15 protein-coding genes are annotated in these 23,864 nt (G+C 47.4%); 10 read left to right on the top strand and 5 right to left on the bottom strand.

The genetic code is table 11. The annotated features are described in order from the left end of the window. Positions 1-165 precede the first annotated feature (165 nt). Together WC647_18300 and WC647_18295 are read right to left on the bottom strand one after the other, a co-directional pair. Positions 166-1,350: an MFS transporter gene (locus WC647_18300; GenBank protein MFA6224255.1), complete on the bottom strand. Its 1,185-nt coding sequence runs from the start codon at positions 1,348-1,350 to the stop codon at positions 166-168. Between the two features lie 103 nt (positions 1,351-1,453). After that, a complete protein-coding gene (locus WC647_18295) occupies positions 1,454-2,710 on the bottom strand; it encodes a TetR/AcrR family transcriptional regulator (protein ID MFA6224254.1) in 1,257 nt (418 codons plus the stop codon). Between the two features lie 460 nt (positions 2,711-3,170). On the opposite strand from WC647_18295, the gene WC647_18290 reads away from it, so the two are divergent. From WC647_18290 to WC647_18255, 8 genes are read left to right on the top strand one after another with little or no spacing between them, the layout of a single operon-like run. Beyond that, complete coding sequence (locus tag WC647_18290; GenBank protein ID MFA6224253.1) at positions 3,171-5,177, top strand: aldehyde ferredoxin oxidoreductase N-terminal domain-containing protein; 2,007 nt, start codon at positions 3,171-3,173, stop codon at positions 5,175-5,177. 21 nt (positions 5,178-5,198) lie between these two features. Next, positions 5,199-5,747: a (4Fe-4S)-binding protein gene (locus WC647_18285; GenBank protein MFA6224252.1), complete on the top strand. Its 549-nt coding sequence runs from the start codon at positions 5,199-5,201 to the stop codon at positions 5,745-5,747. 31 nt (positions 5,748-5,778) lie between these two features. After that, positions 5,779-6,930, top strand: coding sequence for a (Fe-S)-binding protein (locus tag WC647_18280; protein MFA6224251.1), 1,152 nt, complete (start codon positions 5,779-5,781; stop codon positions 6,928-6,930). 32 nt (positions 6,931-6,962) lie between these two features. Beyond that, positions 6,963-10,085, top strand: a complete 3,123-nt coding sequence (locus WC647_18275; GenBank protein ID MFA6224250.1) for an FAD-dependent oxidoreductase — start codon at positions 6,963-6,965, stop codon at positions 10,083-10,085. Positions 10,086-10,135: 50 nt separating this feature from the next. Then, the gene (locus WC647_18270; protein ID MFA6224249.1) at positions 10,136-10,903 is read left to right on the top strand and encodes a hydrogenase iron-sulfur subunit; all 768 of its coding nucleotides are present in this window, start codon (positions 10,136-10,138) and stop codon (positions 10,901-10,903) included. 53 nt (positions 10,904-10,956) lie between these two features. Continuing rightward, the gene (locus tag WC647_18265; protein ID MFA6224248.1) at positions 10,957-11,409 is read left to right on the top strand and encodes an NAD(P)H-dependent oxidoreductase subunit E; all 453 of its coding nucleotides are present in this window, start codon (positions 10,957-10,959) and stop codon (positions 11,407-11,409) included. 9 nt (positions 11,410-11,418) lie between these two features. Further along, positions 11,419-13,347: an NADH-ubiquinone oxidoreductase-F iron-sulfur binding region domain-containing protein gene (locus WC647_18260; GenBank protein MFA6224247.1), complete on the top strand. Its 1,929-nt coding sequence runs from the start codon at positions 11,419-11,421 to the stop codon at positions 13,345-13,347. Next, a complete protein-coding gene (locus tag WC647_18255) occupies positions 13,344-13,958 on the top strand; it encodes a 2Fe-2S iron-sulfur cluster-binding protein (protein MFA6224246.1) in 615 nt (204 codons plus the stop codon). The genes WC647_18260 and WC647_18255 overlap by 4 nt, the downstream gene beginning before the upstream one ends. A 110-nt stretch (positions 13,959-14,068) precedes the next feature. Here the strand turns inward: WC647_18255 and WC647_18250 are convergent, their stop codons facing one another. Continuing rightward, positions 14,069-14,875, bottom strand: a complete 807-nt coding sequence (locus WC647_18250) for a sugar phosphate isomerase/epimerase family protein (GenBank protein ID MFA6224245.1) — start codon at positions 14,873-14,875, stop codon at positions 14,069-14,071. Positions 14,876-15,092: 217 nt separating this feature from the next. Between WC647_18250 and WC647_18245 the strand changes: the two genes are divergently transcribed. Next, complete coding sequence (locus WC647_18245) at positions 15,093-16,076, top strand: TAXI family TRAP transporter solute-binding subunit (GenBank protein MFA6224244.1); 984 nt, start codon at positions 15,093-15,095, stop codon at positions 16,074-16,076. Positions 16,077-16,177: 101 nt separating this feature from the next. Beyond that, entirely contained in the window at positions 16,178-18,256 is a 2,079-nt protein-coding gene (locus WC647_18240; protein MFA6224243.1) for a TRAP transporter permease, read from the top strand. 802 nt (positions 18,257-19,058) lie between these two features. Here the strand turns inward: WC647_18240 and WC647_18235 are convergent. Together WC647_18235 and WC647_18230 are read right to left on the bottom strand one after the other, a co-directional pair. After that, a complete protein-coding gene (locus tag WC647_18235; GenBank protein MFA6224242.1) occupies positions 19,059-19,589 on the bottom strand; it encodes a hypothetical protein in 531 nt (176 codons plus the stop codon). A gap of 83 nt (positions 19,590-19,672) precedes the next feature. Next, entirely contained in the window at positions 19,673-23,512 is a 3,840-nt protein-coding gene (locus WC647_18230; GenBank protein MFA6224241.1) for a tetratricopeptide repeat protein, read from the bottom strand. Between the last annotated feature and the right edge of the window lie 352 nt (positions 23,513-23,864).

Below are 23,864 nucleotides of genomic sequence, written 5' to 3'. Positions count from 1 at the left end.
CCAACGAACAATTCTCCGCATTGGGCATATTCGGCTGACGAGACATGCCCAGGGTAAACCATACTCGCTATGCAAACGCGAGAAAAATCGGCCGCGCAATCGGACATTATTTTTGGCAATCGCTATAGCGATCTATAAGCTAATATTCAGGTAATTACCGATGGGTCATTTGCTGAGACTGGAAGGGTAACGGATGAAGCAACTGATCAAAAAGCCCACCACCGGAAGGAACATTATGGATTTCAAAGCTACAGGCACACCGAAGTGATCCGCTACAACGCCCAGGAGAGTTACCCCTATTCCACCTGTTCCGATTGCAAAACCAGCCATTAGTCCGGAAGCTACACCTAAATTGTTAGGAAGAAGCGCTTGGGCCATAACTATGGTAACGGTAAAGCTCGAAATGAGAGCCATACCGACTATACCAAGACTCAAAAATAACATGACTCCATGTGTCACCAAAATTAGTGGAAACAATATACTCGTTAGGGCAAGGGAAAATATGAAGTATCGTTTGTGCCCGAACCTATCGGCCAAGGGAGCGCCGATCAGCGTTCCAATTGCTCCGCCGAACAGAAACGTGGATACCAGCGTTCCTGCGTAAAGTGGGTCCCCTTTCTCATAATCTATGTAGTAGAATGGGATGTAGGCCATAACACCAAAATGCGTCCATGATCGCATTATGACAGCGGCAATTATTAAGCCGATAGAGAGATATGTTCCTTTCTGGATACTTCGCTGAGCCGTGGTCTTGGATATTTGGGTTGGTCTGGAGCGTCCTATAGCTCCCCAGACAAAGGTCAAACATACAAGAAAAATCATTGCAAACACCAACATCAGGGGAAGATAATCGAGGCCGAAATGAGCGATAATAAAGGTTGGCGCTATCGGGCCTAAGGCTAGGCCAATGTTTCCGCCGATTGTAAACACCGCCATTCCAGTAGCCATCCTGCTTCCAGTTGAGAAACTGGCCGTCTTGAATCCTTCTGGATGATAACAGGCGATTCCAAGTCCACTCACGATTACCAACAGTAAAACTAGCCAGTAGCTGTCAGGAACAGCTATAAAGGACAAACCAAGACCAGCGCAAAGACATCCCAGCGGAAGCAGAAGAGGTTTTTCTTTCTGGTCCGAGAGATAACCGAAAAGCGGCTGAATCACAGAGGAAGTGATATTGGAGGCCATCATGATTGCGCCGGACATAGCGTAAGACAACAACAATTTGGCTTTCAGAAAAGGCAGAATAGCGGGCAAAGCGCTTTGACAAACATCTGTCGCCAAATGCCCCAACGACAGGACACATAAGATCTTTAAATTGAAAGGGTTGTAGACAGACGATTTTTCACTCATTGGGTGACTTCTCCACGAAGCTTCCATTTCCATCTCTAACCATCAGGAGTTACTCCATAAAAGTGGATTGTTCCCGACTCCGCAGGTTTTTAAACCGATGCCATCAAGCCTTTATAGCTCTGAGAAGAAGGTTGATCATTTGTTCCGTACTGGCGATGGTGGGCTGTTTTTTGGAGAGCATCATGCGAGCGAGCGCCTCATGCTCGAATGCCCCTTGAACGAGGTGGAGGTAATAGCTAATTTCGAAATCCTTTCGAAAATGGCCGCTATGCTGTCCGGCTTCAACAGTAGATCTTATCAGTTCCCAGAATCGCTGGGTGTTCAGATATTCCTGGGATTCATAAAATTTCGGATTCCTGTACAATTCCAGTATGAGCACACGAGTCTCCCATTCTCGAATCTGATAATCCAGAGCCCACCTTCTTAGCAAATATAAGAGGCGTTCATACGGATTTAATGCCCCAGAAAAAACGCGCTCCAACTCATCGGCCAATTCGATGAACCAGGTGCCCAAAACTGAGAGAAGTAGTTGCTCTTTGCTCTTGAAATATTGATAAATGGATGCTTCGGCTATGCCGACTTTTCCGGCTATTTCGGAGATAGTCGCGCCGCCGTAACCCTTTTTGCCGAATACTTCCGAGGCGACTTCCGTTATACTACGACGCCTGAGTTCTCCACGGCTAGGTTCATCGCCATTTTCATTTCCCACCGACTGCTCGCGCCTCCATATAGCCGCTTTGATTAATGAGAACAGAGCATCCGCAGCATCATTGGGATCATAGGGATCGCCGAAAAAAAGTGATCGTAAAACAATGCTGTCGATCGCTCCGAAAATCATCTCAAGGGCTAGAATAACTTCTATCTCAGGGTCCACTTCGTGGTCCCGTATGCCCTCTCTGATAGCCTCAACTGCGAAGGCGCTGTATTTTCGAATCATTTCATATGCAGGGGATTCGTAAAAAGCAGGTAATGTCCGGAGTTCGCGTAGCAAAATTGAGGTGTAGTTCTCATTGACGGAGAGATCCCTGAGTTGATGCCATAATAACTTCCTAATCTTGGGTTCGGCTCCCTTCATTCCCTGAAAATGTTCAGTTATGCCCGCCAGAGTCTCTTTAAGATGTCTTTCTGGAACTGTAACGATAAGGTTTTCTTTGGTTTTGAAATATTGAAATATAGACGCTTCATGTACCCCGGAGTCATTAGAAATATCAGCGATAGTCGTGTCGTGAAAACCGCGGGAGGCAAAGAGACGCTCGGCGGATTCTATTATAAGTTGGCGTTTTCTATCTGCCGAAGGGGTTCTTCGTTTTATGGATGGCGCCTTTTTGATACTGCTTCCAGGCGATCCGGTATAATTCATTATAAACTCCGGGAAGCGGATACAATGATCATTAGATCTTAGTTAAAAACCGAATACCATTCATATGATAGTGGGTCAAGAACTATCTTGGGCGCATCCTTTGGAAAGTATGGTAGAATTATATTTCATGGTTAAGCAACGGGTATTGATTATTTGTCCGATAATATTGGGCAGCGCTGCGGAAACTGTTTAACCGGTCAATAATCACTGGCGTTCGTCCACAGTTCAGCGGCGGAAATCCATTTCTGTGTCAGTAGAAAATTTCTTTGTAAAATACAACAAGTCTGTTAGCAAAAATCTTGACACCGTTTATATATAAGTTATATTCGTTATTAGAGATGTTGCCAAGTCTCGATCAATATAGACTTCAGAGCGTAGATGTAGCAGGTTCTTTAATCCTAATTGAGTTTTTGGGTTCCGAGGCCATTCAGAAAAGGCAGGACTATACGAGGTTAACAAGATGAGGTACGCAGAGACAGGATTTAATTTGGAAATCGATTTAACTCGGGGTAGCATCGACAGGGTGGCAACCGACCCAAGAGATACCGAACTTTACCTGGGAGGCTTGGGTACTAACGCCAAGATATTGTGGGATAGGGTTCCCCCTGAAACTGAACCCTTTTCTCCCGACAATCTATTAATATTCAGCGCCGGTCTCTTATGCGGGACCCCTGCTACTGGTTGCAACCGTACAATTGTTTCTACAATTTCTCCGCAAACCAGGTTAATGGCATTTTCGATGATGGGTGGATTCTGGGCGCCGGAGTTGAAATATGCTGGTTACGATAAGGTGATCCTTCGCGGCAAGTCCCCCAATCTGGTGTATTTGTGGATAAACAATGACAAAGTGGAAATCCGGGACGCTTCTCATTTGAAAGGCAAAGGCGCTGTCGAAACGGCGGAACTCCTTCGAAAGGAGTTGGAGGAGCCGAAAGCTCAAGTGGCTGCCATCGGCCTTGCCGGAGAAAACAGAGTCTATTTTGCTTCCATTGAGCAAGGGAGGTCCAGCGCCAGCCGGCAGGGGATCGGCGCAGTTATGGGAGACAAAGGGTTAAAGGCGATCGTTGTGCGTGGAACCAAGGATATTAATGTCGCCGAACCGGCTGAGTTTATGGCGCTCTGCAATGAAGTCCTGAACTATATAAAATTGCGGAATGAAAATCCGATTCCGGGTGTCATGCCCATTTTGGCAGGGCTTGGGTCGCCCCAAGAGATGAAGGTCCATGACGAAAAGTGGCACACTGAAAATTTTATGTGGGGAAATTCACGCGTCCGACGAAAAGATTTCTGGAATGACGAAATCGCAAAACAGTGGGCAGAGACTCTGGATAGTATGCGGACGAGGTTGATCAGTTGCTATAATTGCCCGATGACATGCGGCGCGACAATCTCTCCCCCGGGACATCCAACCTATATGATGAAATGCTTCTCGAAGCTCACTTATACCATGGCGGCCTTTTCAGACCTTGAGTTTGGTTTGGGTATCGCCCAAAGCGCCACTGAATACGGGGTGGACGGATTCTCAACCCCGCAAGTCATGGCCTTTGCCCTTGAGCTTTATGAGAACGGGATATTAACTGACGATGACTTCCCGGGAATGCCGTCCGACAACGAGGGAAGATTTTACTGGTTGCTGGATAGAATCGTCCGTCGAGAAGGAATAGGAGATGTGTTGGCCAACGGGACTTACTGGGCGGCCAAACAGATTGGTAAGGGAGCGGAAGCCTATGCTCATAATAACATCAAGAAACATGAGCAGCTTCCTCTCAAACTTTCAATGCTTAACCCCATCTATTTCCTAATGTATTCCACCGGCGAGAAGATTAACATTACCCAGATTGAAGGGCAATTCCCTCAAGCGCCTTTTTTTACAATGGAAGAGAGAGAAGACTTTGTAAAGGATTGGTTCCAGGTTCCTGATGAAAAGTTTAAGCAATATCTGCTGGATTGGGAACCACGAGGCGAAAAATCGATGCCCTATTACCCAACACCTCAAATGTGTTCTGACATTGTCGACTGGCAAGAGAGGATGCACTACATTGATGACGCTCTAGGGATGTGCGCCGGTTTATCGTCATTTCCCCTCAAGCCACCATATCATATACATAATTACCCTAAATTTATCTCAGCGGGCGCCGGAATCGATATGGATGAAGACAAACTAACTCAGGCGGCCAGGAGATACCGGACTTTGGTAAGAGCCAATAATATAAGAAGAGGCATGAGGAGGAAAGATGACGCTCCTCCACAGAACCATTGGAAGAAACGATTTCCGGAGCTGGAAAAGGAACTCCTGGATACATATTACAAATTCAAGGGATGGAACGAGCAGGGTATTCCCACCAAGGAATCTTTGCATGAACTGGGCTTGGATTACGTAGCTGAAGACTTTGAAAAAAGAGGGATCTACTCACAGACTGAAGGTAATTCTTCCAGTGAGATTCTGCCCGAAGCAAAGAACAACTAAAGTGAAGGTGTAGTAACCGTCATGGCTGAGAAAAAAAAGAAAATCGTTAAGACAATAAAGGTAGACGTCGATAAGTGTAACGGTTGCCGGGCCTGTGAGGTTGCCTGCTCGGCGTTTCACGCCACACCGAAGTACAGCGGCAATAATCCGGCCAGGTCTCGTATTCGGGTGATTCGTGAACCACTGAGAGACATATATATTCCTGTATACGCGGGTGAATATGCTCCAGCCGAATGCATGGGCAGAGACAAATATGTAATTGATGGCAAGGAATACGAAGAATGCGCTTTCTGCAGGGCTTCCTGTCCGTCAAGGGATATTTTCAAGGAACCCGATTCCAAACTCCCTCTCAAATGCGATATGTGCCAAGACGATCCGACGCTGGAAAAACCCCTGTGTGTTCAGTGGTGCCTGGCCGACGCCCTGACTTATGAAGAAAGGGAAGAGGAAGTAGAAGAAGAAGTGAAGCTGGAGGACGTAGAGATAGGTCTGGAATCCATGATCGACAAATATGGCTGGGAGAAGATCATGGATACTGTTTCCCGGATGTCAGCGTCAAAGAAGGGCTGAAACATTAGGCCAAAAAAGAGGAACGAAAACAGTGGAGACTGTAACCCCCTATAAAGAAATCATCGATGTCATCAAAGCTAGCGGCGGGGAAGCATTTAAAAGATGCTTCCAATGCGGATTATGCGATAGTGTTTGTCCCTGGAACAGGTTCACAACTTTCAGCATGCGCAAGCTGGTCCGAGAAGCGACGTTTGGTTTGACCGAGATCGAAAGTGAAGATATCTGGCGTTGCACGACCTGCGGAAGATGCCCCCAGCAGTGCCCCAGGGATGTAAAACAGATAGAATCCGGGATAGCCTTACGACGGATTGCGAACGAATATGGGGTTTACCCTGCCCCTGTTAAGACAGTCCGCACGATAAACGCAGGCCTTGTTGGTCAAGGAAACCCATTCGGTGAGGATCGGGAAAAGAGAGGGGCCTGGGCTGAGGGTCTTTCTGTAAAACCATTCGCCGAAGGGATGGAAATTCTCTATTTTCCCGGCTGCTATCTCTGCTATGACCCAAGGTTGAAAAAGGTGGCTAAAGCCACAGCGAATATTCTCAATCTGGCGGGAGTAGATTTCGGTATACTTGGATCCCAGGAGAATTGCTGCGGAGAAAGCATTCGCAAGACGGGCGACGAGGAATTATTTAAGCGTCTAGCCAGAGAAAACATCAAAACCTTTATTGATAATGGGGTCAAGAAAATCCTCGTTTCGTCACCTCATTGCTACCATACCTTCAAGAACGAATATCCTGAATTCAGGGTAAACTTTGAGGTGGTTCATATCTCACAGTATCTGTTCGAGTTGTTGAACGAAGGTAGGCTTCAGCTTAAGAAAGATTATCCGAAGAAGGTAACGTATCACGACCCTTGTTACCTTGGCCGACACAACAGTGTGTATGATGAGCCGCGAGAGGTTTTAAAAAAGATACCGGGTTTAGAGTTCATCGAGATGATTGAGTCCCGCTCAGATAGTCTCTGCTGCGGAGGCGGAGGCGGCAGGGTTTGGATGGAAACTCAAAAGGGTGAGAGATTTTCCGATCTAAGGATAGAACAGGCTCTCGGGGCCGGGGCCGAAGTGCTCGCTACTTCCTGCCCTTATTGCATTACCATGCTTGAAGACAGCAGGACAACCATGAATCTCGCTGAAAAGATTGAAGTGAAGGACATCACGGAGATTATCCAGGAATCGATTTAGGGGACTGAAAGACCCTGACGAGGTGATATATAGTGGAAAAAGAACAAGTTGTGGAACAGATGAGTTTCCGAGAGAATAATTTTGGAGACGTAATGGTTGTTGGTGGCGGAATCAGCGGCATTCAAGCCTCTCTTGATCTTGCCACGGCAGGGTTCAAAGTCTACCTGATCGAAAAAGGGCCAAGCATTGGCGGTCATATGGCTCAGTTGGACAAGACCTTTCCCACCAATGACTGCTCCATGTGAATACTCTCACCAAAGCTGGTCGAGGTCGGCCGGCACCCAAATATAGAGATCCTCACCTATACTGAAGTAAACAGTGTAGAAGGGGAAGTAGGAAACTTCAAGGTATCCCTTACCAAAAAGCCGCGGTATATCCGTGAGGATAAATGCACGGGTTGCACCACGTGTGTAGAATATTGCCCCGCAAAATATCCTGATCAATATAATCAGGAAATATCCATGAATAAAGCGGTGCATATATACTTCGCTCAGGCGATTCCCCTTATTGCGTATATTGATGAAAGCTGTCTTTACCTTAAAGAGAATAAATGCCGTATTTGCGAAGGAGTATGCAAGAATAACGCAATAGATTTGAACCAGACGGCGGAGAAAAAAGAAATACAGGTAGGCGCCATCATTCTGTCTCAGGGGCTTGAGCCATTTGATCCGAAGGTGAAGAAGGAGTACCACTACGGGGATTTCGCCAACATAGTAACCAGCATGGACTATGAGCGGCTGTTATGCTCAACAGGGCCTTACCAAGGTGAGATACTACGAGCTTCCGACATGAAGCATCCCCATAAGGTAGCCTGGATTCAATGCATCGGTTCCAGACGGGTTACTCCGGGCGATAACAGCTATTGTTCAGCCGTATGCTGCACCTATACCCAGAAACAGGTGATTATAACAAAGGATCACGACGCGGATGTGGACTGCACAATCTTCCATAACGATGTCCGGGCCTATGGGAAGGATTTCGAGCGCTACTACGAAAGAACGGAGAAACTCCCAGGGGTTAGATTCATCAGAAGCTACACATCGATAGTGAGAGAGGACCCTGAGACCAAAAATGTCACGCTGAGATACTCCACATACGAAGACGGTGTAAAGGAAGAAGAATTCGACATGGTGGTGTTGTCCGTCGGATTGAATCCTCCCGCTAATGTGAAGTCCATTGCAAACACTTACGGTATAGAACTCAGTCCTCATGACTTTTGCAAGATCAACCCTGTCAATCCCATGACTACGAATAGACCCGGGATTTTTGTTAGCGGGGGTTTACAGGGTCCTGTTGATATCCCTGAATCGGTCTTCAGCGCCAGCGGAGCGGGCTCACAAATCGGTGAACTCCTCAATTTCAGGCGAGGAAATCTTGCCAAGGAAAGGTTATATCCGCCTGAAAGGGATGTCTCCACTGAGGAGCCAAGGATAGGGGTCTTTGTATGTCATTGTGGGGCCAATATTGGAAGGATAGTCAATGTTCCTGAAACAGTCGAGTATTGCAAAACGCTGCCGAATGTTGTCCATGCGCAGGAACAGCTATTTTCATGCGCTACTAACTCCGCCAAAGAAATAACCGACATTACTAAGGAAAAGGGGCTCAACCGGGTGATTGTCGCGGCATGCAGTCCCAGGACCCTTGAGCCGCTCTTCCGGGACACTCTTCGGGAGGCGGGAATTAATCAGTATTACCTCGAAATGGCTAATATCAGGGAGCATAACTCCTGGGTCCACTCCAAAGAAAAAGAGGCGGCCACACAGAAGGCAAAAGATATCATCCGCATGTCGGAAGCGCGGGCTTGCAGGTTGGAGCCATTACAGGAATTTGATCTGCCGGTGAACAAGGCCGCTCTCGTTGTAGGTGGGGGCGTAGCCGGCATGAATTGCGCTATCTCCATTGCCAATCAGGGGCATAATGTGCACTTGGTGGAAAAGAATTCAGAGCTTGGAGGAATAACGCGAAGGATTCATTCAACACTGGATGGGCTGGATGTTCAGGATTACCTGAGAGATCTGACAACAAAGGTGTATCAGCACCCCTTAATTCATGTCTATCATGATGCGACAATCACGGACGTTAAGGGTTATGTTGGGAATTTCACGACCGATGTGAATTCTGAAAAAGGGTTCACGGAGATAAAACATGGGGCTGCGGTCCTTGCTATAGGCGCTGATCTATATACTCCCTCCGAATACCTTTACGGGGAAGATGACCGGGTAATGACCCACCTTGAGTTGGAGGAGCGGATCTCCAAAGCAGATGAAAAAATAGCTAATGCGCAAAGTCTCGTGATGATCCAATGCGTAGGCTGTAGAAATGAAGAGAGAGATTACTGTAGCCGGTTATGTTGCAGTGAGTCTGTAAAGAACGCTTTGAAGCTGAAAGAGATAAATCCCGAGATGGACATTTACATACTCTTTCGGGATATGCGGACCTATGGGTTCAATGAGAATTATTACCGTGAGGCTTCAGAAAAGGACATAAAGTTCATCCGCTATGAGCCGGAGGACAAACCTGAAGTTGAAGCCGGAGAGTCGGACGAGGGTCGGCCTGTTCTAAAGGTCGCGGTGACCGACTTTGTTTTGGGTAAGAAACTGTTACTGGACGCCGACATTGTCGCTCTGGCCGCTGCTATAATTCCCTCGGAGGCGACAAAGGAAATCGCCGGGTTATTCAAGGTAACTTTGAATCCTGATGGTTTCTTCAAAGAAGCCCATGTCAAATTGAGGCCTGTTGAATTTGGCACGGACGGCGTTTATCTCTGCGGATTGGCTCATTATCCCAAGTTCATACAGGAAACGGTCAACCAGGCTTATGGAGCCGCAGGCCGGGTTCTAACGCTCCTCACCCGCGATACCGTCGTGGCGTCCGGCTCTGTGGCGCGGGTCGATGAGAATAGATGTGTTTCCTGCGGAGCATGCATAACCGCATGTACGTATGGCGCTATACAGTTTTGCGAAACCCCGCAGGGCAGAAAGGCCAGGGTTAACCCTGTCCTTTGTAAGGGAGATGGTCTGTGCAACACAAAATGCGCAACCAATGCCATACAACTGAAGCACTACACTGACGAAGAGGTCTTCGGCGCAATTGACGCCGCCTTTCCAGAGGAAGATGTCATGAGGCCGATGGACGCCGCTGTTGGAGATGTGTAGGAAAATACTTATGAACAGAGCCTGGATTACCAATTACGAGGTGAGAACGTATGAGCGCAGGACTTGAATTCAAACCAAAGGTCTTAGGGTTTGTGTGCCATTGGTGAGCGTACGGCGCAGCCGACTTAGCTGGAGTTTCCAGAAGTCAATATACAACTGAAATGAGACTTATTCGCGTCATGTGCTCCGGTCGAGTTGATATGGCGCATGTGTTCCGGGCTTTTTCAAAGGGAGCGGATGGAGTCTTCCTTGGCGCCTGCCATTTAAATGAATGTAACTATATTACTCATGGGAATTACCATGCATTGACCATGGTGAGCCTGGCCAGGAAATTGCTGGAACGCATAGGGTTGAATCCGGAGAGATTGAGGATCGAATTTATGTCCGGTAGTGAATCCAACCTTTTTGTCGAAGGAGTAAATGGTTTCGTTAGGAAGGTTAAGGAGTTGGGACCCCTTGGCCGAGGGGAAGGCCTGAACGGTAAGGAATTGACGTTCAGACTGAAATCGGTTACCCAGCTTATCCCGTACATCAGACTGGTGGAAAGGGAAAGACTGCGACTTCCTGCCATGCCGGAAGAAGAATACCGCAAATACTTCGACAGTCCTGAACTGAACCGATTATTTGAAGAAACAGTCGGAGATAAATTAGCAATAACCCAAATTGTGTCGCTCCTGCGGGAAGGGCCCCTGTCAACCGCGGAAATTGCAAAGAATTTAGGCCTGACCCCGTCTAAGGTTTCAAAATACCTTAATGCCTCATCGAAGCAAAGATTGGTCCGATACGATGAAAGCCGAAAGCGCTTTGCCCTCGCCTGAGGCGCAAGAGCAGGCCATGAGTCAAAAGAAAGAAGAAGATCAGGACAGAGGCTATGGACAAAGAAAGAATCGACCAGATAATCGAAAAATACAACTGTGATCCCAGTTATCTCATTCAGGTGTTACTGGACATTCAGTCAGAAAATAACTGGCTTCCTAAAGAGGCGTTGGAGAGGGTGGCTGAAAGATTGCAGGTTCCCATGACCCGGATACAGCATATCGCTACCTTTTATAAAGCCTTTAGTTTGGTTCCCAAGGGACGCCATCAAGTTCACGTTTGTGTCGGAACGGCATGCCATGTCCGGGGCGCGTCGCGTGTGCTCGACACGGTGCAAGGCCTGACGGGAATTGAACCGGGCGAAACAGATCTGGATCTTAAGTTCAGCCTGGAGACCGTTAACTGCCTCGGCTGTTGCGCTTTAGGGCCGGTGGTGGAGATTGATGGAAAAACACACGGTAAGATGGCTCCGGCGAAGACCGCAGACGTGTTAAAAAACTATGATTAAGGAAAGACTATGCCTCGGATAAATTCACCTGCTGAATTGGAAGCATTCAGAAGTAACCTCCTCTCGGAAAGAGATCCCAATAAAACCTGTATTACGCTCTGTTCCGGATCCGCTTGCCATGCTTCCGCAAGTCGGGAGGTCGCTGAAAGCATCCTGGCGGAAATAGAAAAACAGGGTTTAGGCGCTGAGGTGGATTTCAGGAGGACCGGTTGCCACGGCTTTTGTGAGCGGGGCCCTATCATTGTAATTCGCCCCGAGGAAATATGCTATTTCCAGATAAAGCCTGAAGATGTTCCTGAAATTATCTCCGAAACCATAAAGGATAAAAAGGTCATCGAGCGTTTGCTCTATACCGACCCTGTTACCAATGAAAAGATAATTCATGAATCTGACATCCCCTTCTACAAGAACCAGGGCCGTATTGTTTTCGGTTCCAACGTCAGTGTTGATCCCAAGAATATCGATGACTATCTGGCGATTGGTGGCTATTCCGCTCTGTCCAAGGTTCTTTCAGGGATGACCCCCGACCAGGTGTTACAGGAAGTCAAGAAAGCAAACCTCAGAGGTAGGGGAGGCGGCGGTTTTCCCGCAGGGAATAAGTGGGAAGGATCCCGTAATGCCCCCGGCGAGACAAAGTATGTGATCGTCAATGCGGACGAGGGGGACCCCGGAGCGTATATGGACAGAAGCCTTCTCGAGGGGAATCCTCACTCAGTCCTCGAGGGGTTGACCATTGGCGCCTATACCATAGGCTCACACGAGGGGTATATTTATGTGCGACAGGAATATCCCTTAGCTGTAGAGAATGTCAACATAGCTATCCGGCAGGCTGAGGAGTATGGCCTTCTCGGGAAAAACATTCTTGGCTCAGGCTTTGATTTCGTTGTCAAAGTGCACAGAGGAGCCGGCGCTTTCGTGTGCGGCGAATCAACCGCTCTGATGACAGCGTTGGAAGGCCGGGCAGGAGAGCCCAGACCCAAGTACATCCGCTCCAATGTTGTGGGCCTCTGGGGCTGCCCCAGCGTTTTGAACAATGTCGAGACCTGGGCCAATGTGCCGCTCATTATCAATAACGGAGCCGACTGGTTTACTCAGTTTGGAACGGAAAGCAGCAAGGGCACGAAGATTTTCTCCCTTGTCGGTAAAATAACCAACACAGGCCTCGTGGAAGTACCTATGGGGACACCGTTGAGGGATATTATCTACAATATTGGCGGCGGAATCCCTGGAGGCAAGAAGTTCAAAGCGGTGCAGACAGGAGGACCGTCCGGCGGATGTCTCCCTGAGGAAATGCTGGATTTACCGGTTGGTTTTGATGAACTCACCAAGGCCGGGTCAATGATGGGCTCAGGTGGGATGATCATAATGGATGAAGACACGTGTATGGTAGATGTCGCCAGGTACTTCATGGAGTTTCTTACTGATGAGTCATGTGGCAAATGTGTCCCGTGCCGTGAGGGTATGAGACAGATGCTTAAAATTCTGACAAACATCACCAAAGGAAAAGGAAAAGAGGGTGATATCGAGCTTTTGGAGCAGCTAGCCGAAACAGCCAAAGAAGCTGCCCTTTGCGCTTTAGGTAAGAGTTCTCCTAACCCCTTTTTGAGCACGCTGCAACACTTTAGAGATGAATATGAGGCGCACGTCAAGGAGAAGCGATGCCCGGCCCTCTCGTGCAAGGAACTGATCAATTTCTATATTGATCCCGAGAAGTGCCAGGGTTGCGGGACTTGCGCGAAAAAATGCCCTTCAGAGGCGATCATAGGTGGCAAGAGCATGATTCATATTGTGGACCAGGAGAAATGCACAAAGTGCGGAACCTGCTTTGAAGTGTGCCCTCCCCGTTTTCGTGCGGTGAGAAAAATCTCCGGCGAGCCTGTTCCGCCCCCGATCCCCGAAGAAGCTCGAACGATAGTTAGAAAGAAAAAAGAAAAATGAGCGAAATCCTGTTAACAATCGACGGAAAAGAAGTCAGGGCGAAGCAGGACATGACTCTTTTAGAGGCAGCCCGAAGCGCGGGAATACCTATCCCCACTCTATGCCACCACGACAAACTGGAACCCTATGGGGGCTGTCGACTTTGTATAGTGGAAGTGGAAAGTCGTGGCTCAAAAAGAATGGTTGTTTCCTGTGTTTACCCTGTGGAGAAAAATATAATCGTAACAACCAGATCCGAGAAGATAGATAGAATTCGCAAAATGATCCTGGAACTCCAACTGGCTCATGCTCCTGATTCATTCGTATTGCAGGATCTGGCTAAAGAGTATGGAGCAGACAGAAACCGCTTTGAAAAAGAGCCCTCCTTTTGCATTCATTGTGGTCTTTGTGTCAGATACTGCGCTGAGGTAAAGAAAAAGAACGCTGTCGGATTTGTCGATAGGGGAATCAGAAAAGAGATATGTTTCATTCCAGAGATAGCCTCTAAGGAGTGCTGGAACTGCAAGGAATGTTTTCCCCTTTGTCCTACAGAGGCGCTACAAGCAGCATACGTTTTAATCGAATCGCTCGCGTTTCCTTCAGCTTCAACCCAATCGGTGTCAGAGGGATAGGAGCAACTCCGCCGAGACTTGTTATAAGCGGTCTCATAAATGATTGGGCCTCTTGGTTTCAGGTCGATTTCACTCAGGGCAGAGATGCCCTGTAGAGGCCATAGTGGGCTTCAAATGGTACTTGTCGACTCCAACATTGATGCAAATCGTTGACGACTTATTCTAAGGTAATTTCGATCCCTCGAGAATATTTCAAATGTAACTGTGTCGTCATAACCGATACTTTTGAGAGTGTCCGCAACTCGTGAAAAATCCACGGTTCCGGTTCCTATTGGCAAGTGGTTATCTTCTTTGCCGAAATTGTCGCTAACGTGAACATGGCCCAATTGCCCTGAGAATCTGGAAATTAACTCAAAGATTCTTTTGCCACTGCCATTCTTGATGTTCGCATGCCCTGTGTCCAGTGTTAACTTCAAGCTGGGAAAACGCTTGAAAATTTCCTCGAAATCGTCGGGTTCTACTAACATATGAGTTTTGGCGAACATATTTTCGATACATAGCGTCAATCCAAGATCTTCAGCTTTTCTGACAATTGCGGTAAGGCTTTCCAAACCGTAACCTTTGGCTTGGTCGTAAACAAACATCCCGAGCCCGGTGAGATAGGGAGGGTGTAAAACAACCTTCAAAGGACTAAACTCAGCGGCAACCTCAAGGGAGTCCAAAACTTCTTTGACCGATGCAAGCCGAATGCTTTCGGTGAGATCAGCGATACTTACGAACGTTGGCAGATGACAGATCACTTTCATTCGCCTGTCTTTCAGGGCATTAGAGAGTTCTTTTTGCTGGCTTTTCAGTAACAAGTGGTGTGATTGAGGCGGATCCATAGCCAATTCAACGTAATCAAAACCCAAGGCGGCAATCTCTTTTAATTCTTGAATCACTGGCCTCACCGGGAAATTCATAGCTCCATATCGCATGTCGCCCCCTTTACTTTGTTTTTCATATAATACCAGTTTACTTATGAAAAAAGGAGCTTTCTGCTTCTTAGGGTAGGACATCTACCTAGAAAACACGTTTTTATTTTTGCAACTACCGAAAAAGCGCCAAGGGCTTGACTCAAGAAGCCCGGATGATGTCTACTTTATTACATTGGAACCTCGGGTAACAGCGTCAACGACCAGTCCAGGAGGCAATATGAAACGGCTTTACAAACTAATCACCCTCTGCCTATTGACGTTTTTGGCCATGGCGTATGGGGTTGCCGCCACCAAGTTCCTCACCATCGGTACAGGCGGAGTTACCGGGGTCTACTATCCCACGGGTAACGCCATCAGCAAATTGATGAATGAAAAGAAGAGTATTTACGGCTTCAAAGTGACTGCCGAAGCAACTGGAGGATCAGTTTTTAACATTAACGCCTTGGGCGTAGGTGACCTCGATTTTGGGTTATCCCAGTCCGATAAGGCTTCCCAGGCATGGTCTGGCCAGGAGGAATGGGCAGAAAAAGGCCCTAGAAAGGAACTCAGGGGAGTGTTCTGTCTGAACTCAGAAACCGTTTGTCTTATAGCCTCTGTCAATAGCGGAATAAAATCATGTTCGGATTTGAAAGGCAAAATAGTTGGCGTGGGTAATCCAGGCTCAGGAACGCGGCAGAATGCGCAGGATGCGCTTTCAACTTGTGGGCTCAAGTTCGATGACCTGGCCCAGGCGGAAGGTATAAAGCCTATAGAAGCCGCATCGTTACTCCAAGACGGTCGTCTGGACGCTTTTTTCTACACGGTAGGGCACCCTAACGGCTCTTTAAAGGAGGCAGCAGCCGGTGGAACCAGAGTTCGATTTATCCCATTTCATGATGTAGAAGCGCTCCTTTTGAAAAACCCTTTTTACAGTAAAGCATCTATACCGGTTCGTCTCTACTCTGGGTTTGATAACTCAGAAGATGTCCCAACATTTGGTGTAAGAGCCTGCTTCCTTACAACAGACAAGATGTCGGATACAGTTGTGTATAGCATTACAAAGGAAGTGTTTGAAAATTTTGACACATTCCGAAATCTTCACCCTTCTTTTTCCAATCTGAAAAAAGAGGACATGGTTACAGATTTACCGGTTCCGTTACATCCCGGAGCGCTCAAGTATTATAAAGAAGTCGGGCTGGGCGCCAAGACAAAGGCAAGATGATTTATCTGGGGCCTAAGAGTTCATCCAAGGCTGACAGAAAGCGCTCAGCCCTATCGCTGCTACATGTAATTGACTCGTACAAGGACTAGAACCTCCTGATCATGGCACAACAGAAAATTCAATCGCAGAGAGAAACTCCAAAAACCGCTGAGCTAGGTCCCTCTATCTCAGGACTTGCCTCGCAAAAGGAAAGTTATGTCTCACTCATTGGAGCTATCGCCCTAAGCTGGTCCATCTTCCAACTCTCCATTGCTAGTTGGCTCATCCTAGACAGCCTCGCGGTCCGAGCTATTCACCTTGGTTTTGCCATGCTGATCGTTTTTCTCGCCTACCCGTTCGGTAAACTACGAGCAGGAAGAATGTTTCAAGAACGACTAGGCCTCCATCGTTTTATTCGGGCGGTTGTAGCCGGGTTGGCATGTGTGTCAGCCACATATATCTTACTGGATTACCACGGAATCAGCTTACGCCAGGGGGCGCCTCTTGGACGGGACGTTTTCTTCGGAACATTATTGTTGATCCTTCTCCTTGAGGCGGGAAGAAGAGTCATAGGCCCTGCTCTTCCGGCAATATCCATTTTCTTTCTCGGCTATGCGCTATATGGGAGTCATCTTCCTGATTTCCTTGCTTTCAAGGGAGTTTCTCTGAGTCGTCTTCTCGGTCAAATTACAATGTCTACCGAGGGAATATACGGTATACCTCTGGAGGTGTCCGCCAATATTGTTTTTTTGTTTGTTCTTTTCGGCGCTATGCTTGAAGGGGCCGGAGCCGGAAATTATTTCATTGCTGTGGCGCTATCGCTTCTCGGTCGATTTCGAGGAGGTCCGGCAAAGGCCGCTGTTCTGGCAAGTGGCTTAACTGGCATGATTTCAGGTTCTAGCATAGCCAACGTCGTGACCACGGGAACTTTTACTATACCTCTCATGAAAAAAGTCGGTTACCCGGCCACAAAGGCGGCGGCAATAGAAGTCGCGGCCGGTATTGACGGCCAATTGATGCCTCCAGTAATGGGAGCGGCGGCATTCATAATCGCAGAATATGTCAGCGTTCCTTACGTTGAAGTTGCCAAAGCCGCCTTGATTCCAGCGATGGTTTCTTATGCCGCTCTTTTTTACATCACCCATGTGGAAGCTTGCAAATTGGGAATCATGGGGATGGACAGGGACGAGATTCCCCGGTTCAGAAAAGTCTTTTTCAGTGGACTGCACTACCTGATTCCGCTAGCCGTTTTGATCGTAGAGTTGATTTATTTCAGACATTCCCCGCAATTGGCGGTTTTTCGCGCCATCTTGACGCTGGCGCTTATAGTTGGACTTCAGCACCCCATTGAAGCGATATTAAAGGGGCGTCCTGTATTATCCGGCATAAAAAAATCGGCTGAGATTCTGATTGATAGTCTCATTGGCGGCGCACGCAACATGGTCGGTGTAGCCATAGCCACTGCATGTGCAGGGATCATTGTTGGAGTGGTGACCTTAGGGTTGGGTGGCCTGGTAACCGAGGTTATTGATCGTCTTAGTGGAGGCAATCTTTATTTAATGCTTCTGATTACTGCGTTCGCGTGTCTAATAGTCGGCATGGGTTTACCTACAACGGCCACCTATATTGTAGTGGCTTCCTTGACGGCTCCGGCCATGGTGCTTTTAGGTGAGGCCAACGGCATTATCATTCCTCTCATGGCGGCCCACCTTTTCTGCTTCTATTTTGGAATACTGGCGGATGACACCCCCCCTGTTGGCCTGGCGTCTTTCGCAGCCTCAGCCATTGCCGGTTCTCAACCAGTGGCTACAGGATTGCAGGGGTTCATGTACCATATCCGTACAGCAATTCTGCCATTCATATTTGTTTTCAACCATGATCTACTTCTCATGGGTGTTAATACTATTGCCCAAGCAGTTCTTATCCTTTTTTCATCCGTCTTGGGAATGCTGGCTTTCGTATCCGCAACCCAAGGTTGGTTTGTGACATCAAACCGTTGGTACGAGGTTCCATGCCTCCTTGCTGTAACTCTAACCATGATGAGACCTGATTTGACGGCGTCTTGGCTCGGGCTTGCCGACACATATAAGTACGTAATGTTTTTTCCAGGGGTAGCGCTATGGTTAGGCATCTATCTTATACAACGCCGCCGAGCGACAAATGTTTCGAGTTCTGGTCGAGTTTCGGGGCATCCCCATTAGCCCTGCTCCCCAGCCGAGGATCTGTTAGAGAAGTCACGTAAAAAATAAGATGATGTTGGTTTTGGCGATTATCTCAGGATACTCAATCAGCTCCTTTTGTGGCTGCAGGCTATTTTCTTGACTCGGTTTCATAACGGAATGAGACGCGGGGTGATCATTATCCTCACGCTGAGGGGAGTCGAGCTATCTCGACGCATAATACTCATAGGCCCTGAAAATTCCAAGAGAGGGCAGTGGAACGGTACCAATTCGCAAAGACGTCTTCCCCATATTAGACAAGACCATGAAGCTCAAATTGTTCAAGGCAGAAAAAATGTTTGGGTCTAACAATGGTTTCCGATTACGGATTCTATAAAAAATCCCTGGAACATGGCTATTGGGAATATCAGCCTCATTCGGCTCCAGCTTTTCATGATTTACACCACACTTGAAAAACCAGCGCCTGTGCCTCCGGTATCGGCCCTGAGATCAGAGAGGCCATTATGGGACATGGTGATAGGACAACGAACATTCGAGGGAGATTAAGGTATCAGCGATCAGGCGCTGATCAATTCTATTGATTTGTTGACGTTCGGACACTCAGAGATTTGGTTCTCCAAGAGTAGACCCTGACTTGAATTGTCAGTGTTCTTTTCCGAAGACTACATAAATCACATTACGAACTGTTTCAAACTGTGGAAAAATCAGTTTCAGTTCACGGGATCACTTCTATTTGCACCGGGTTGATTACCACAATCCAGCCTGGAGTTAATTAGAAGTGAATCCTTTTTCCTCAATTTTAGGTTGAATCTGCCGCTAAATGTCAGCTCGTCTTCGTTGGAGGAACTTGTCGCCTGTTCCTTATCCACGAGACTAGAAAAACTCCACAACTGCAAACAGATGCAATACATCCGAAAACCTTTGTCAACAAATCGAACACTTTTTGCGAGAAGCCGATATGAGCATCGGGAGATACATCGGAGGCGGATTTCGATTTTACCAGTTCCAGAATCGTACTGGTCAACTGTACTTGTTGCTGAAGATATTTGTTCTCAAGTTGAGCGGCCGCCATTTGGCGTTTGAGCGCTTCCACTTCCTTTGCAAGTTTTTCCTGGACTTGCTCGGCGCCTGCCGCCATGAGTATCTTCGAGCTATTGACATCAATCTTTCTCTCAAGGGACGCCATCTGTCGCCTGTTCTGATTGGCGGCAGCCACAAGCTCCCCCGGATTCAGCGCCGACTTGATAGATTTCAGTAAAGGGATGGTGAATAAGATTACTAAAACAATGGTAACAACCAAAAGAACTGTCTGTTTGAGATAGAACCTACCTGAACTTTTTTGGTTTGAGTTCATATACGTCCCCTCTTTTGCGTCATGCAGGGTCTATTCTTGAGATTTGACATAGGGGCTCAGGATACAACCGTCCTAACAAACTTTCAATTCGTTTCTCCGACCAATATGAATGGAGCCCAGAAAAACGGATGATCAAAACCTTTGTTCCTGACTTCTCTCCTAGCCAAAGCAAGGGCTTCCAATTTGCTTTTTCCTTCGCTTACACTCTGAAAGAACCTCTTCACAAGATTTACCGACGTAAACTCTGAAACAGACCACAAACTCATCAGCGCTGACTTGGCACCTGCGTACTGGAATGCCCTTCCCATTCCCATTGTTCCTTCACCGGATACTCGCTTTCCCAGACCTGTCTGACAGGCTGTAAGGGCCACTATGTCGGCGTTCATGTTCAATCCCATCACCTCCGACATTCGTAAGAAACCATCCGTTCCAGCAGGAACTAAAGTCAGCGCCAACACGGGCTCCATAATGCCAGGTAAATCCGACCCAAAGTAACCGTGTGTGGCAAAGACAACTTTATCGTAACGATTAAGTGATGGGCTGACGTTATTAAAGAAGTTCGTCTTGCTGGCATCGAAACCGGTGTAGACATCGGAACTTTTCTGCGTCTCAGACAGAGCCTTCGCAAGTTCTGAGGTCAGTGCAAGCCTTGAAAATTGTAGACCACTCATTTGCGGATCATTCTCCGCTGCCATTAAATTCAGCCGTTTAAAAAGTGACGAAAGGACACCGGTTGGAACGGTCTTGTTAGCGATACCCGCCATCCTGGCGTCCTTTTCCTGGTACACCGGATCAGCTATGCAAAGTAAACCGCCCTCAGTACTTTTTCGTTTAGAGTATATTCTGGCTAGTGTGAGAGCGGTTAAAGACTGGTAGTACGAAATGAGGTTCCTGTCCCCAAAAAACTCAGCGCCAGATACGTAGGGTATCTCCCCATCGGTTTTTATTACTCCTTTGTCATTGAGTACCAGCATCTCGTAAGGGAGCATACCCAGTGGACCATCGGGGACGATAATTACAGGTGAGTCTTTGGGAAGAAATGAAAGAATATCGGCAACAAGAAGGTCGGACAGTTTCTTGCCGGAATCAAAGTCGAAGGATTTGAGCTTGTCTTCTAGTTTGTCTTTGGGCCCGATTTCCAGTGGTTGACGAAAACTACGGATCAGTTCATCAATTTCTTTTACCGCTATGGGTTTGAAGACCGCCTTAACAAGATTCTTACCCTTAGTAAGGTAGATTATGATTCCGGAATCAGTAACATGATAGACCAAGACCCATTCGTTAACTTCCAGGGTCGCCTGATCCAGCCCCATTGGTTTGGGATATTTTGTCGCTGCGAAAAGGGGATACTCCCTGCGAAGTGTCTCCACGTGTTTGGCGAGTTTGATTTTCGTCTCGTTCACCTGAAGCTCAAGGACAGCTATAGAATCTTTATTACCTTTCTCATATGCTCTTTGGAGGTTTTTGGTGAGCGCCGCTAGCTGTTCATCGAGTTGGGAATCCAAGTCAACCACATCTTTTGAAACTTCTGGTGTCGAGCCTTCCGCTCTCTTTGACAGACCCTCGGCAAACATTCGGGCTTTGGTGTATTCAGACTCTCGAAGAGCATCAAGAGGCCTGTTCAGTTTGATGAGAACTCTGGCGAGTCCCTCGTAAGGAGCGGTCCTGTAAAAACCCCAGATTCGTACGTTGTAGAACTCACCTCTTTCCGAGGCATTCAGAGCGGATCGCAGATCCTCAGTGAGGTCGATGGCCTTACGAAAATACTCGGCGGCGCGGTGGTCATCCCCCATGTTTTCCAAAGCGACTCCCGTGCCTGTATACGCTATGAACAGATTATCGGTGTTTCTGTTTTGCTCGGAAGATTTTACAAGGCTTTCATAGTGTTTCTTGGCTGAACTGTAATCCGCTTTTAGCAGGCACAGCCGGCCCAGGGATGCGTCAAAACCCGCCTCTATCAAAAATGGTTCGGCTTTCTTAATCTCCCCAATATCGAGGTAAAGGTTTCCGATGTTATCCGTTGCTGAATCTGTTGGAACCCCGATCTTTCTCGAAATCTGAAGCGCCTTCTGGAGGATGCTTAGCGCCTCGGAATATTGACCCTGGGTCGCGTAGACATTGCCGAGGTCGCCAAGAATTACCCCTTCTCCCCTGAGATCGTCAATATTTTTCTTAATCTCCAGAGACTGCTGATAACATTCTATTGCTTTACTGTATTGACCCCAGGCCTTGTAGACATTGCCGAGGTTGGCCAAGGCTTGCCCTTCCCCACTCAAATCACCAAGCCTTCGCCTAATCTCCAGAGACTGCTCGTAATACTCTATCGCTTTGATGTATCGACCCCAGAAAAAATAAACCCTACCGAGATTATTTAAGCTCCCCCCTTCTCCATTCAAATCACCAATTCTCTTCCTGATCTCCAGTGACTGCCCATAATGATCTACTGCCTTGCTGTATTGACCCCAATCCTTATAGACCACACCTAGATTGTTCAGGGTAGTCCCTTCCGCTCCTACGTCACCTATTTTTCTAAATATCTCCAGGGATTTCTCATAATAGTCTGCCGCTTTAACGTATTCACCCCGAAAATGATTGATCATGCCGAAGTTGTTAAGAGCAGCGCCTTCTCCTCTTACGTCGCCGAATTTCTTGGATATGTCGAGAGATTGCTGATAACATTCTGTCGCTTTACTGTATTGACCCCAGGCCGCATAGACATTACCTAGATCATTTAGTGTGGTCCCTTCGCCTTTTGAGTCACCAACCTTTCTTCTAATCTCAAGACATTTCTCATGATACTCAATCGCTTTAGGATACTGGCCCCAAGAATAATGGACAAGACCGAGCTTATTCAGAGCTTGGCCTTCTCGTGTTACGTCACTAACCTTTCTAGCTATATCAAGAGACTTTTCGTAATATTCTACCGCTTTGGGATATGGGCCCCTGGCCAAATAGATATTTCCGAGATTTTCCAACGTTTGTCCTTCTTCCTTTAAGTCACCAACCTTTTTCCTAACTTCCAAAGACTTCTCATAATAATTTATCGCTTTACTGTATTCACCCGAGGCCGAATGAACCAGACCTAAGTTATTCAGGATTAGCCCTTCTCCCTTTGAATCTCCAGTCTTCTTCTTAATCTCCAGGGAATCCTCAAAATACCCTATTGCTCGGCCATTTTTCCCCAAAGCCGAGTATACAAGACCGAGGTTGTTCAGTGTTTGTCCTTCTCCACTGACATCACCGACCTGCCTGGTTAGGTCCAGAGATCGTTGATAGTACTCCACCGCTTTACTATATTCACCCCAGCCTTTGTAGATATTCCCGAGGCTATTCAAGCTTTGGACTTCTCCCTTTAAATCTCCACCTTTTCCCCTAACCTGAAGAGACTTCTTGCAATACTCTGCAGCTTTGCTGAATTCACCCAAGGCCAAAAATGCGAGACCCAAGTTGTTCAGGGTTAGCCCTTCAGTCCCTTCGTCCCCGATCTTCTTGGCCACATCCAAAGACTTCTCGAAATACTCTATTGCCTTGCTATGTTGTCCCAAAGAATTATAAACAAGACCAATGTCGTTAAGGGTCTGCCCTTCTCCCCATAGGTCGTCAAGCTTCCTGGCTATCTCCAGGGAATTCTCATAATATTCTATTGCCTTGTTGTGTCGGCCTAGCGAATAATAGATATATCCGGCGCTGTTCGATATTCTCCCGACCCCTTTCCTATATCCAACCTTTTCGAAAATGGCGATGGCCTGTTTGTACTTTTCGAGCGCGGCTTCGCTATCACCCGCTGTCTTGGCGTTCTGTTCCAGATCGTAGGCTTCTGCCCAGAGACGTTCCCCTTCGTCCGTGGACTGAGCCAAAACAAAAGATGGCAAAACCATAATAATGAAAACGACGATTGAAAGACCCACACCTATTCTCTCCATAGCCCCCTCCTCTCGGGACATGAGACAGAAAAACCGATTACCGTTAATAAACAACAAATTCTGGCTTAATGACAAAGCTGCCTCCCACGCTAACGCCAGTCTAACAAAATATTTATGTTGGGCTGCGAAAAAAATCTTGGCGCCCCCAAAATTTGGGGACCAGAAACAGGTGTCTCCTCAAGCAAAACACACCTTAGGCGCCTTGAAGTTTAAGCAATCGCTTATTTAGGAGCTTAGAAACACTCTCTGGAAAATCCCACGGGAATATCGGCTAAAAACTAACTGGTTGTCTTGATAAGTCCACACGGGAGAAAACCCGGAGGCATCCCATAAACGGAATCACACAATGAAA

This window comes from Desulfomonilaceae bacterium (assembly GCA_041662605.1).
Classification (GTDB): Bacteria; Desulfobacterota; Desulfomonilia; order Desulfomonilales; family Desulfomonilaceae; genus CAJBEZ01.
The sequence above is the reverse complement of the archived record's forward strand: the minus strand, read 5'-3'. Positions and strand labels throughout refer to the sequence as shown.

Coding starts and splice junctions, on each gene's coding strand:
- WC647_18300 (MFA6224255.1), bottom strand. CDS start 1,350: ATGAGTGAAAAATCGTCTGTCTACAACCCTTTCAATTTAAAGATCTTA.
- WC647_18295 (MFA6224254.1), bottom strand. CDS start 2,710: ATGAATTATACCGGATCGCCTGGAAGCAGTATCAAAAAGGCGCCATCC.
- WC647_18290 (MFA6224253.1), top strand. CDS start 3,171: ATGAGGTACGCAGAGACAGGATTTAATTTGGAAATCGATTTAACTCGG.
- WC647_18285 (MFA6224252.1), top strand. CDS start 5,199: ATGGCTGAGAAAAAAAAGAAAATCGTTAAGACAATAAAGGTAGACGTC.
- WC647_18265 (MFA6224248.1), top strand. CDS start 10,957: ATGGACAAAGAAAGAATCGACCAGATAATCGAAAAATACAACTGTGAT.
- WC647_18260 (MFA6224247.1), top strand. CDS start 11,419: ATGCCTCGGATAAATTCACCTGCTGAATTGGAAGCATTCAGAAGTAAC.
- WC647_18255 (MFA6224246.1), top strand. CDS start 13,344: ATGAGCGAAATCCTGTTAACAATCGACGGAAAAGAAGTCAGGGCGAAG.
- WC647_18250 (MFA6224245.1), bottom strand. CDS start 14,875: ATGCGATATGGAGCTATGAATTTCCCGGTGAGGCCAGTGATTCAAGAA.
- WC647_18245 (MFA6224244.1), top strand. CDS start 15,093: ATGAAACGGCTTTACAAACTAATCACCCTCTGCCTATTGACGTTTTTG.
- WC647_18240 (MFA6224243.1), top strand. CDS start 16,178: ATGGCACAACAGAAAATTCAATCGCAGAGAGAAACTCCAAAAACCGCT.
- WC647_18235 (MFA6224242.1), bottom strand. CDS start 19,589: ATGAACTCAAACCAAAAAAGTTCAGGTAGGTTCTATCTCAAACAGACA.
- WC647_18230 (MFA6224241.1), bottom strand. CDS start 23,512: ATGGAGAGAATAGGTGTGGGTCTTTCAATCGTCGTTTTCATTATTATG.